This window comes from uncultured Flavobacterium sp. (assembly GCF_963975005.1).
In the GTDB taxonomy this organism is placed as follows: Bacteria; Bacteroidota; Bacteroidia; order Flavobacteriales; family Flavobacteriaceae; genus Flavobacterium.
This window is the reverse complement of record NZ_CAXBFR010000095.1, coordinates 1-11,138: the sequence shown is the minus strand read 5'-3', so window position 1 is coordinate 11,138 and position 11,138 is coordinate 1. Positions and strand designations below refer to the sequence as shown.

Sequence of the window (11,138 nt, the reverse complement as noted above, 5' to 3'; positions counted from 1 at the left end):
ATCAATCGATGGTTTTGCTGCCAGAAGAACCGATGCAACTAAGACTTTTTGATAAGCGTGTTGGATGGTTTACCGTAAATCAATATGATTATTCTAGTGAAGCTTTAAAATCAGATAAAAAGACTTTTATTAAAAAATGGCGACTAGAACCAAAAGACTTAGAAGCTTATAACAGAGGTGAATTAGTAGAACCTATAAAACCAATTGTTTATTATTTAGATCCCGCAACTCCTGAAAAATTGAGAAAATATATTAAAGCTGGTGTAGAAGAATGGCAAAAACCTTTTGAAGGAGCGGGTTTTAAAAATGCCATAATTTGTAAAGATGCTCCAACTTTAGAAGAAGACCCCGATTTTAGTCCTGAAGATATTCGTTATTCGGTGATTCGATACGTTGCAAGTACAACCCGAAATGCAGTTGGACCGAGTGTTTCCGACCCAAGAACAGGAGAAATCATAGAAAGTGATATTATTTGGTATCACAATCATTTACGCTCCTACAGAAATAGATATTTATTAGAAACTGGTGCAGCCAACGAAAAAGCAAGAACTCTAGATACTTCAGACGAAGATATGGGAGAAATGATGCAAATGGTAATTGCTCATGAAGTTGGTCACGCATTAGGTTTTCCCCATAATATGGGTGCAAGTTGTGCTTATGAAGTTGAGAGTTATAGACAACCTGCTTTTACCAAAAAAATGGGAATCTCAGCAAGTATAATGGATTATGCTCGCTATAATTACATTGCTCAACCTGGTGATAAAGATGTACGTTTTATACGTCAAATGGGACCTTATGATTATTATGCTGTAAATTGGGGATACCGAAAAATTCCTAATATACAATCACCAGAAAACGAAGTAAACATTCTTGATAAATGGATTGAGGAAAAAGCCAATGACAGATTATATAAGTTTGGCAACCAAGGCAGTAGTTTTGATCCAAGTTCGCAAACAGAAGATATTGGAAATGATGCAATGAAAGCTAGTACTTATGCCTTAAAAAATTTAAAAATTGTTTGTGATAATCTAGAAAATTGGACTAGCGAAAAAACTAATAATTTTGAGGATGTTGATGAATTATATGACGAATTGTTAGGATGTTGGAATAGATATATTGGACATGTTGCTACAAATATTGGAGGTGTTTATGAAACATACAAAAAACCTACACAAGCAGGTGATATTTATAGTAATGTTCCCAAAATCAAACAACAAGAAGCTTTAAAATGGTTGCAAGAAAACGCGTTTAATAGTCCAACTTGGTTGGTTAATACCTCAATTCTTAAAAACACTGACTACACAGGTTATTTGGAGAAATTTAGAAATCTTCAAGTACGTGCTTTAAATAGAATTTTGAGTTTAGAAACTTTAGGAAGACTCCAAAACGCTACAGTTATAGATAACAACAGTTATCTGCCTATTACATTTTTACAAGAACTTAGAACAGGAATTTGGAGCGAATTAAAATCTAATGAAAATACAACTATTTACAGAAGAAATTTACAAAGAGCTTATATTGAAAGAATGGAGTTTTTAATGAAAGAAGAATTTAAAAAAACCGATTCAAAAGAAAGTTATAATGTTTCTCAATCAGATGTAAGAGCTTTGGTAAGAGGAGAATTAACTTTACTTCAGAAAAATATTCAAAATAAAAAAGGGTTACAAACTTCAATAGAGAATAAATATCATTTAGAAGACTGCTTATTTAGAATTGACGCTATTTTAAATCCAAAATAATTAAGCTTTTTTTTTATGAACAATTGTTAATTAAGAATTATTGTTAAAAAATCATATAATAATTCATACATTAGTAAAATGATTTCAAGAAATGAAGTTTCTATAATTGGTGGTGGTTTAGCTGGATTAACAGCTGCTATAGATTTACTAAATAGAAATTATGACGTTGTTGTATTTGAAAAAAACGAATATCCAAAACATAAAGTTTGCGGGGAATTCATTTCCAACGAAGTTTTACCGTATTTAAAAAAAATAGGTTTAGATATAGAATCACTTCATCCTACGAATATTAATAAAACACAATTATCAACTCATTCAGGCAAAATAATTAAAGGTAAATTGCCTTTAGGTGGATTTGGTATAAGTCGTTATATATTAGACAATTATTTATACAAAAAAGTACTTGAACTAGGCGGTAAAGTAGTTAAAGATTCCGTGACTTCAATTGATTTTTTAGATGATATTTTTAGTATTTCAACACAATCAAATGAAATATTTCAATCAAAAATTGTTTTAGGAGCTTTTGGAAAAAGATCTAATTTAGATATTGAATTAAATCGTAAATTTATTAAACAGAAATCACCTTGGTTAGGAGTCAAAGCGCACTATTCAGGCAATTTTCCTAATGATTTGGTAGGTTTGCATAATTTTGAAGGTGGTTATTGTGGAGTTTCAAAAGTTGAAAATGATGTAATAAACATTTGTTATCTTGTTCAATACGAATCGTTTAAAAAGTATAAAAACATAGTTGATTTTCAAGAAAATGTGATATTTAAAAATAAAAATCTTGAAGCAATATTTAAAGAAAATAATCTTTTGTTTGAAAATCCATTAACCATTAGCCAAATTTCATTTGAAGATAAACCTAAAATTGAAAATCATGTCTTGATGATAGGAGATTCAGCAGGTTTAATCCATCCTTTATGTGGAAACGGAATGGCAATGGCGATTCATAGTGCCAAAATTGCAAGTGAGTTGGTTGATGACTTCCTTCAAAATAAGATTTCAAGAGCTTCAATGGAATCAAATTATATTTCAATTTGGAATAAAACGTTTAAAAAAAGATTACAATTCGGAAAATTTTTATCCAAACTCTTATTGAATTCGTATCTTTCTAAAATAACAATGAATTTGTTGATAGTCTTTCCTTTTTTATTACCTATAATTATTAAAAAAACACATGGAAAACCGCTTTAAAAAAACAATATCAAACCATAAAAATGCCAACAATTAATACCAAATATAGAACGGAAGAAGAAGAAATCATGGATGATTTTTCATTAGAAGGAGAAGAACTTCGTGAAGCTTTAGACAAGATTGCTTCCATTAACCAATTGCTAGGTGGAAATCAACTAACTTTACAAGGAGTCAAAAAATTAATAAATTCCAAGGATGAAATTACAATCGTAGATGTTGGTTGTGGAAATGGTGATATGTTGAGAGCTTTAGCCGATTTTGGAATTAAAAACAACCTAAAATTCAATTTAATTGGAATTGATGCCAACGCTTTTACCATTGATTATGCTATAAAATTATCAAAAGAATATCCAAATATTAGTTATAAATGTGAAGATATTTTTAGTGAAGCTTTTAGTCAATTAAATTATGATATTGTGTTATGTACCTTAACATTACATCATTTTAAAAATAATCAAATTGATTATTTAATTCAACTTTTTAACAAGCAAGCAAAAATCGGAATTGTGATTAATGATTTACATCGAAATATAATAGCTTACAGAGCATTTCAACTAATTTGCTTTTTTTTTAAATTGAATAGAATGTCAAAAGAAGATGGATTAATTTCCATTTTAAGAGGTTTTAAAAAACAAGAATTAATCGATTTTTCAGAAAGAAATAAACTAAAAGAGTATAAAATACATTGGAAATGGGCATTTCGTTACCAATGGATTGTTAGAAGTCAGAATTCAGAATTCAGAAATTAGAAATTAATTGCCATTCGGCTTTAGGCAATGGTTAAAATATAAAAAATAAATGTCAGTTAAAATAATAAATGTTGCTACTCAATTACCAGAATTCTCTAGAGAAACTAAAGATATCTTACCTTTTTTAGATACTTGGTTAGTAAATCAAGATGATAGATTTAAACGTAAAGTCAAAAAGATTTTTGAAGGAGCAAATGTTGATAAACGTTACACGATAATGCATCCTGAAGAAGTGTTTTCTTTACATTCATTTGAAGAAAGAAATGCTATTTATGCTAGAGAAATGATTGTTTTAGGAGAAAAAGTTCTAAAAAAAGCACTAGATAAAGCAGATTGGCAACCAGAAACCATAGATTTTATCATCACAGTAAGTTGTACTGGAATTATGATTCCGTCTTTAGACGCTTATTTAATAAATAAATTAAATCTACGTCAAGATGTAGTTCGTTTACCAGTCACAGAAATGGGCTGTGTAGGTGGAGTTTCTGGAATTATTTATGCTAAAAATTTCTTGAAAGCAAATCCAAACAAAAGAGCTGTTGTAATTACAGTCGAAAGTCCAACAGCTACTTTTCAATTAGATGATTATTCGATGGCAAACATTGTGAGTGCTGCAATTTTTGGAGATGGAGCAGCTTGTGTTTTGATGTCTTCGTATGAAGATGAAGTTGGACCAACTATTGTCGATGAATCCATGTATCATTTTTATGATAAAGAAAATATGATGGGCTTTGAATTAACTAATAAAGGGTTGAAAATGATTTTAGACATCGAAGTTCCTGACACAATAGAAGAACATTTCTCCGCAATTTTACATCCTTTTTTAGAAAGAAATCAATTGGAAATAAAAGATATTGAACATTTAATATTTCATCCTGGTGGAAAAAAAATTGTTAATTTAGTAGAAGGATTATTTTCCGACTTAGGAAAAAACATAGATGATACCAAAGAAGTACTTCGTTTGTATGGAAATATGTCAAGTGCAACCGTTTTATACGTTTTAGAACGAATCATGAACAATCAACCAAAAGCTGGTGAAAAAGGTGTAATGTTGAGTTTTGGACCAGGATTTACAGCTCAACGTGTTTTATTAGAGTGGTAACATGACAAAAGAAGAAATAATATCAAAATTACCGTATTCCAAACCTTTTTTGTTTGTAGATGAAATTTTGACTATTAACGAAAATGGAGTAGAAGGTTCGTTTACTTTTGAGGAAACACTAGACTTTTATAAAGGTCATTTTAAAGATAACCCGGTAACTCCTGGAGTTATTTTAACGGAAACAATGGCTCAAATTGGGTTAGTTTGCTTGGGAATTTATCTAAACGAAGGAAAAGAAATCAAAAGCATAGGTTTTACATCATCTGAAGTAGAATTTATGAAACCCATTTACCCAAACGAAAAAGTTACGGTGATTTCAGAAAAAGTATATTATCGCTTTGGAAAACTAAAATGTAAAGTCAAAATGCTAAATGAAAAGAACGAGGAAGTTTGTTCTGGGGTTTTGGCAGGAATGATTGTTTAGAAAGGTTAAAAGTTTAAAGGGTTAAGAGTTTAAAAGAAAATATATAGTTTGAAAAAAAGAGTGGTCATAACGGGTTTAGGAATAGTTGCACCAAATGGAGTAGGATTGGAGGCGTTCACAAATGCCATAAAAAAAGGGATTTCTGGGATTGAATTTGATGCTGAACTGGAACGCTTAAAATTTTCTTGCCAAATTTCAGGAACTCCAAAAATTTCAGAAGAATTGAAACGAGAATACTTTAGCGAATTAGAATTGCGAAATTTCAATTCAACAGGTATTTTATATGGCGTAATTGCTGGAATAGATGCCTGGAAAGATGCAGGTTTGACTATTGAAAATAACGAAAATCCAGATTGGGAAAGTGGTACAATATTCGGAACAGGAACGTCTGGAATTGAAAAATTCAGAGAATCAATCTATAAAATTGATGATTTTCAAACCAGAAGATTAGGAAGTACAGCCGTTGCTCAAACCATGAACAGTGGAATTTCGGCTTATTTAGGTGGAAAATTAGGTTTAGGAAATCAAGTCACCACTAACTCATCAGCTTGCACTACTGGAACAGAAAGCATCTTACTTGGTTTTGAAAGAATCCAACAAGGAAAAGCTAAGAGAATGTTAGTAGGAAGTACTAGCGATTCTGGACCCTACATTTGGGGTGGATTTGATGCGATGAAAGTTTGTACTTTTAAACATAATGAATCCCCAGAAAAAGGTTCAAGACCAATGAGTGCAACTGCTTCTGGATTTGTGCCAGGAAGTGGAGCAGGAGCTTTTGTTATTGAAGATTTAGAAACGGCTTTAGCTCGTGGAGCTCGAATTTATGCTGAAATATTAGGTGGAAACATCAATTCAGGTGGACAAAGAGGTGAAGGAACTATGACAGCACCAAACTCAATTGCGGTTCAAAAATGTATTACAGATGCGTTGAAAGATTCTAATGTAAATCCTAACGAAATCGATGCCATAAACGGACATTTAACAGCTACATCAAAAGATGCTTTAGAAATCCAAAATTGGAGTCAAGCCTTAGGTCGAAAAGGAACTGATTTTCCTTATATAAATTCACTAAAAGCAATGGTTGGGCATTGTTTGTCTGGAGCAGGAAGTGTTGAATCGGTTGCATCTGTACTTCAACTTTACAATAGTTTTATTTTTCCAAATATCAACTGTGAAGATTTGAATGAAGAAATAAAAGAACTAATTTCGGAAGATAAAATTCCACAACAAGTATTGCAAAAAGAACTAAATATTGTAGCTAAAGCTAGTTTTGGTTTTGGTGATGTTAACGGTTGTGTAATTTTTAAAAAATATAAAGACTAATTAAAAAAAAATAATGAACAAACAACAAATAATAGAAAAACTAAAGCCAATCGTTAAACCATTTGTAAAGGATGAAGAAGCTTTCAACGCTATTAATGAAAAAACACATTTTATCACAGACTTAAATATTAATTCAGCCAATTTGGTAGACATTGTTTTAGATGTAGAAGAAGCTTTTGACATAGAGATTGATAATGAATCTATGGAAAAAATGTTGGATTTAGAAAATACAATTGCAATTATTCAAACGAAATTAGCTGAAAAATGATAGGAAATGATGTGGTAGATTTAGTTTTAGCTCGAAAAGAAAGCAATTGGAAACGAAAGGGCTTTCTAAATAAACTATTCACACCATTTGAACAAGAATTAATACAAAAAGCATTAAATCAAGAAGAAATGGTTTGGATGCTTTGGAGCATTAAAGAAAGTGTTTACAAGGCTTATCAGAGAATTAAGTATAATGAAGGATTTTACCCTGTTAAAATAGAAATTCTTGAAATAAATGATCAAAACGAATCAATTGTTAAATTATTTGAGATCTTTTTTTACGGAAAAACGACTATTGATAAAGATTTTATAAAAACAATTGCGGTTTTGGATAAATCAGATTTTAATAGAATTCAATATTTGAAAACTTCAGATTATAGTAAAAACGAAAATGGTTTACCAATTGAATTAAATTCAAACAAACCAATATCTGTGGGTCATCATGGTAGAGTCATAGAAGTTGTTGGTTTTAAATTTTAAAAAATGAAAAGATTTGTATTTATATATTTATTGATTTTTATTTCATGTTCAAGCATTACTCAAGGAACAAGTAATTTGGATATAAAAAAAGGTAGAAAAGAATACAAAAAGTATGTTAGACAAATCAAAAAACCAAATTATCCTATTAATATGGATTCATTAGATTTTCCTGTCGAAAAACTTTATAAATTAACAAAAGTAAAATCAAATTATACAGAACAATTTGTTTCTTTTCCAAGTCCAAGTAAAGAAAATATTGAAGATTGGGAAAATTGGTATAAATTGAATAAAAATAATATCTATTTTGACTCAAAATATAAGGTTATAAAAGTAACAGAAAATGTAAAATATATAAGAAAAGAACCTAAAGAACTTTATTTAAAATATGTTAGTATAATTAGAAAAATGTTTGATAATCAGCATTATTATGTACAAGAATTTGATTATATAAATCAAAAACTTCACAGATTGACTGATATTTCAATTTTAGATGATGAATTATATAGTGAGGAAAATGAGAGTTTTATTTATCAAGAAATAACTTTTACAAAATGGAAAAATTGGTTTGAATTAAATAAAGAAAAATTAGTTTGGGATATTGAAAATCAAGAAATTAAAATAAAAAAACCTAAATCTCCAATTTTCTTTTCAACTTCAAAAAAAGTAGGGCTGTTATAAAAGCATCACCAGAAGCAGTATGTCTATCGCTTTTTTTGATTTTATAAATATCACATAATTCGTCTAAACTTCTGTGTTCTTCATAAGGTAAGTACTTCAATTTTTGATACATGGCATCAGTATCCATATAATCATTTTTGATTTTACCCAAATCAAGCTTATTTAAGGCTTCATTAATTAATTCAATATCAAAATTCACGTGATGTCCAACCAAAGTAGCATCTTTAACATATTCTAGAAAACGAATTATAGCTTCAACTTCTACAATTTTATTTTCATTTCCATTTCGCATTATACCATGAATTGGAACAGATTCAGGCTTAAACAATTCTTGAATTACAAAAACTTCAAAGTAATCATTCACTTGAATCATATTGTCAACTATAGCAACAGCTCCAATGGATAAAATTCTGTCTTTTTTATAGTCTAAACCCGTTGATTCACAATCAAATACTACATAGCGATTATTTCGTGCTTTATCGTCAAAATTAGATAAATACGTTTCCCAAAACTTGGGTTTTGCTTTTGTTATTTTCTTAAACCAATTCCAACCCATATTAAGTAAAATAAGTTAATTGAAATCGAGTTTTAATCAATTCCTGAATTCCTTCAATTGGACTAAAACAGTTCTTAAGTTTTACTTTATCTAATTTAGATAACTCTTTTAAATTCAAATATCTACCAGAATTTTCATTTAACAAACCTTCTTCTGTTCTAAAAGTCAATAAAGTAAGAAAAGCATCTGCACAAGCTTCGTATAAATCTTCATTTTGAGGCTCTAATTCGGCTAATTTCTTAAATCTTAAATAAGTGTTATTTATATTTCTTATTTCTCTATTTAGGGCTAATAATCTTGCAGCGTCAATTAAAGGCATAATTGCTCTAGCTTTTATATCGAAAGAATCTTTGTTTTCTCCATCACTTTCCACAATAAATTGTTTGAAAAATCCTAATGGTGGTGGACTTTTTATGGCATCAGCACCTAAATAAGCAAAGAATAATTCGTTTTTATGTGTATTATCAAAGATGTTCTGTGTAATTTTATCTACAAATGATTCATCGCCATAAACTAAATCATAATCAAAAAAGATTGAACACATTAGAATTCCGTTATCTCCAGGAGCATTTATCCATAAATTAAATTGCTTTTTCCAATCTGTTAATGACTTACACCACAAAGGATTACTTGCCATCATGTTAGCTGGACAATATTCATATCCTACTTTGTTTAATGTTTTAGTCACTTTTTCAGCTAATTGGAGAAAATAGGATTTAACAGCATCATACTCTTTATCAGGAACATCTTCAAAAACTATAAAATTATCTTGATCTGTCAGCAATAATTGCTCTTTTCGCCCTTGACTTCCCATGGCAATCCATGAAAAACGGGTTGGAGGAGGAGTTCCTATTTTTTCAATAGCTAGTTCAATAGCTTTTTTTGAAAGTGCTGTATTAATTTCTCCAGCTATAGAGCATAAATGGTTTATAGGAATGCTTTTATCTAAAGATTGTTCAATTAAGTCAGTTAATTTCTCTCGAATAATCCTTAAATCTTTTGAGTTTGAAGCTCTTTTGCATTGTTTTATTAAAACTCCAGGATTATTAGCTTGAGCTACAACAATATCATGTTCGGAAATAATTCCTTTAATTTCAGAATGAATCGTTCCATCAATTGTCACACATAAATGACCCACATTATACTTTAGCATCATAATTTGAGCTTCTGCAATAGAAAGATTTTCTGCAACTGTTATAACTGGAGTTGACATTATTTGTTTTGCAACAACATCAATACTAAATAAGCCTGTAGCGATTTTTGAACGCAAATCTTTATCTGTAATAATTCCGATGGGTAAGTTACTTTTTTCGACAATAATGCTACCAATTTTATGATCAACCATTTTCTTAGCAATATCTTTAATTAGATGATTTGCTTTAGAAGTAATTGGATTTTTAGTATATTTTATAGGCTGATAATATTGAATTTCGGCTGTTTGTTCATTATAAATAACATTTTCAGAAATTAATTTACCTTTATTTTCTTTACTGTGTGGATTTCTTGTGTTAGAAGCAAAACTCTCTAATAGAAAGTTTAAAACCGCTTGATTTTGAGAAACATAAGGTTTAAATATTTCAATTGGAATAGCATAAAGAATAGTTTCTTCACGGGCTTTTGCAGTCATTAAATAATTGTCTTTTGCAAAAAAAGGCCTTAAACCAATAATGTCACCTTCATCACATTTGTCAATTAACACATCATCAGAGTCAGAAGTTATGTTTAAACCAATTTCACCAGAATTAACTACATAGAAATTATCATGCGTTTTATCATTGATTTGAAATAAAATTTGATTTTTTTCAAAATACAAAACTTTTATTTGAGTAGCAATTGTATATATATCATCAGAACTTAAATAAGTAAAAGGTTCATAATGTTTTAAAAAATCAGCTATACGTTGTGCAATAGAGTTGTTCATGTGTATTATTATTACATACGAAATTACAATTCTTTTAACTATAATCAAAGAACTATTGAAATATTCTATTTTACATAATGTATATTATAAGTCAAATATATAAATCTAAAAATAGATAAAAAAAGGTTTGTTTGTGATATAGATATAGATTAGTTTTGTGCATTATAATTATACTATGCAAAACAAACAAGCCACACAACTTATTGAGAAAGTTCAGAAAGAAGTTTCATCTAACAAATATGATTTTTCTTCAATTGTCGAAGATTTAAAAAAAGTTAGAGAATTTACTATGGAATTAAAAAATCCAGTTTTAACTAAAGCATTACGTTTATCATATGAACATTTAGATAAAAATGACGCGTTTTTAATTGAAATACCAAGTGATGAACCAATTGACGAAGAAAATGAAAACGAAGTTTCTATATATTCTACTGAGAATAATTTAGAAAGTTTTAAATATTTTCTTTCATTGTTAACAGACTGTTCAAAGAAAAACAATTTATTAGACCTTAAAGAATATAACAAAGCATTTATCGCAATGTAATTTCTAATTCTATTTTACATAATATAAATCGGTTTAACTACCGATTTTTTTATATATATCTTAACGTAAACTCTTATAATTTCTCTTTAATTTTGCATAAGAATAAAAAACATAATAAATTAAAAATGTCTAGTACTAAAAAATCACGTTTTAAATTA

The 11,138-nt window shown here is 29.0% G+C and carries 12 protein-coding genes; 10 read left to right on the top strand and 2 right to left on the bottom strand.

Features of this window, described 5'->3' with window-relative positions; all coding sequences use genetic code 11:
• The 9 genes from AACZ53_RS10995 to AACZ53_RS10955 all read left to right on the top strand — a co-directional run.
• A partial coding sequence (locus tag AACZ53_RS10995) for a zinc-dependent metalloprotease (RefSeq protein ID WP_339838275.1) occupies nt 1-1,739 on the top strand: 1,739 nt, incomplete at its 5' end.
• Between the two features lie 78 nt (nt 1,740-1,817).
• On the top strand, nt 1,818-2,936 hold the full coding sequence (locus AACZ53_RS10990) for an NAD(P)/FAD-dependent oxidoreductase (protein ID WP_339838273.1): 1,119 nt from the start codon (nt 1,818-1,820) through the stop codon (nt 2,934-2,936).
• Between the two features lie 23 nt (nt 2,937-2,959).
• Nucleotides 2,960-3,685: a methyltransferase domain-containing protein gene (locus tag AACZ53_RS10985; protein WP_339838271.1), complete on the top strand. Its 726-nt coding sequence runs from the start codon at nt 2,960-2,962 to the stop codon at nt 3,683-3,685.
• 49 nt (nt 3,686-3,734) lie between these two features.
• Nucleotides 3,735-4,787, top strand: a complete 1,053-nt coding sequence (locus tag AACZ53_RS10980; protein WP_339838268.1) for a type III polyketide synthase — start codon at nt 3,735-3,737, stop codon at nt 4,785-4,787.
• A gap of 1 nt (nt 4,788) precedes the next feature.
• Nucleotides 4,789-5,211 carry a 3-hydroxyacyl-ACP dehydratase FabZ family protein gene (locus AACZ53_RS10975; RefSeq protein ID WP_339838265.1) on the top strand — a complete coding sequence of 141 codons (423 nt, stop codon included), beginning with the start codon at nt 4,789-4,791 and terminating at the stop codon, nt 5,209-5,211.
• 48 nt (nt 5,212-5,259) lie between these two features.
• Nucleotides 5,260-6,534: a beta-ketoacyl-[acyl-carrier-protein] synthase family protein gene (locus AACZ53_RS10970; protein ID WP_339838263.1), complete on the top strand. Its 1,275-nt coding sequence runs from the start codon at nt 5,260-5,262 to the stop codon at nt 6,532-6,534.
• Between the two features lie 13 nt (nt 6,535-6,547).
• Entirely contained in the window at nt 6,548-6,802 is a 255-nt protein-coding gene (locus AACZ53_RS10965) for an acyl carrier protein (RefSeq protein WP_339838260.1), read from the top strand.
• Nucleotides 6,799-7,281, top strand: a complete 483-nt coding sequence (locus AACZ53_RS10960; RefSeq protein WP_339838256.1) for a 4'-phosphopantetheinyl transferase superfamily protein — start codon at nt 6,799-6,801, stop codon at nt 7,279-7,281. The genes AACZ53_RS10965 and AACZ53_RS10960 overlap by 4 nt, the downstream gene beginning before the upstream one ends.
• 3 nt (nt 7,282-7,284) lie before the next feature.
• Nucleotides 7,285-7,959, top strand: coding sequence for a hypothetical protein (locus AACZ53_RS10955; protein ID WP_339838253.1), 675 nt, complete (start codon nt 7,285-7,287; stop codon nt 7,957-7,959).
• On the opposite strand, the gene AACZ53_RS10950 is transcribed toward AACZ53_RS10955, so the two are convergent.
• Both AACZ53_RS10950 and AACZ53_RS10945 read right to left on the bottom strand, forming a co-directional pair.
• Nucleotides 7,910-8,515: a 3'-5' exonuclease gene (locus AACZ53_RS10950; RefSeq protein WP_339838250.1), complete on the bottom strand. Its 606-nt coding sequence runs from the start codon at nt 8,513-8,515 to the stop codon at nt 7,910-7,912. The two genes, AACZ53_RS10955 and AACZ53_RS10950, sit on opposite strands and share 50 nt — an antisense overlap.
• Before the next feature lies 1 nt (nt 8,516).
• Nucleotides 8,517-10,436, bottom strand: coding sequence for a DUF294 nucleotidyltransferase-like domain-containing protein (locus AACZ53_RS10945; protein ID WP_339838248.1), 1,920 nt, complete (start codon nt 10,434-10,436; stop codon nt 8,517-8,519).
• Between the two features lie 175 nt (nt 10,437-10,611).
• Between AACZ53_RS10945 and AACZ53_RS10940 the strand changes: the two genes are divergently transcribed.
• On the top strand, nt 10,612-10,980 hold the full coding sequence (locus AACZ53_RS10940; protein WP_339838245.1) for a hypothetical protein: 369 nt from the start codon (nt 10,612-10,614) through the stop codon (nt 10,978-10,980).
• The last annotated feature ends 158 nt before the right edge of the window (nt 10,981-11,138 follow it).

Excerpts from the sequence above, each read along its gene's own strand:
- AACZ53_RS10980 (WP_339838268.1), top strand. The coding sequence starts at position 3,735 with ATGTCAGTTAAAATAATAAATGTTGCTACTCAATTACCAGAATTCTCT.
- AACZ53_RS10940 (WP_339838245.1), top strand. The coding sequence starts at position 10,612 with ATGCAAAACAAACAAGCCACACAACTTATTGAGAAAGTTCAGAAAGAA.
- AACZ53_RS10955 (WP_339838253.1), top strand. The coding sequence starts at position 7,285 with ATGAAAAGATTTGTATTTATATATTTATTGATTTTTATTTCATGTTCA.
- AACZ53_RS10950 (WP_339838250.1), bottom strand. The coding sequence starts at position 8,515 with ATGGGTTGGAATTGGTTTAAGAAAATAACAAAAGCAAAACCCAAGTTT.
- AACZ53_RS10945 (WP_339838248.1), bottom strand. The coding sequence starts at position 10,436 with ATGAACAACTCTATTGCACAACGTATAGCTGATTTTTTAAAACATTAT.
- AACZ53_RS10985 (WP_339838271.1), top strand. The coding sequence starts at position 2,960 with ATGCCAACAATTAATACCAAATATAGAACGGAAGAAGAAGAAATCATG.
- AACZ53_RS10965 (WP_339838260.1), top strand. The coding sequence starts at position 6,548 with ATGAACAAACAACAAATAATAGAAAAACTAAAGCCAATCGTTAAACCA.
- AACZ53_RS10975 (WP_339838265.1), top strand. The coding sequence starts at position 4,789 with ATGACAAAAGAAGAAATAATATCAAAATTACCGTATTCCAAACCTTTT.
- AACZ53_RS10990 (WP_339838273.1), top strand. The coding sequence starts at position 1,818 with ATGATTTCAAGAAATGAAGTTTCTATAATTGGTGGTGGTTTAGCTGGA.
- AACZ53_RS10960 (WP_339838256.1), top strand. The coding sequence starts at position 6,799 with ATGATAGGAAATGATGTGGTAGATTTAGTTTTAGCTCGAAAAGAAAGC.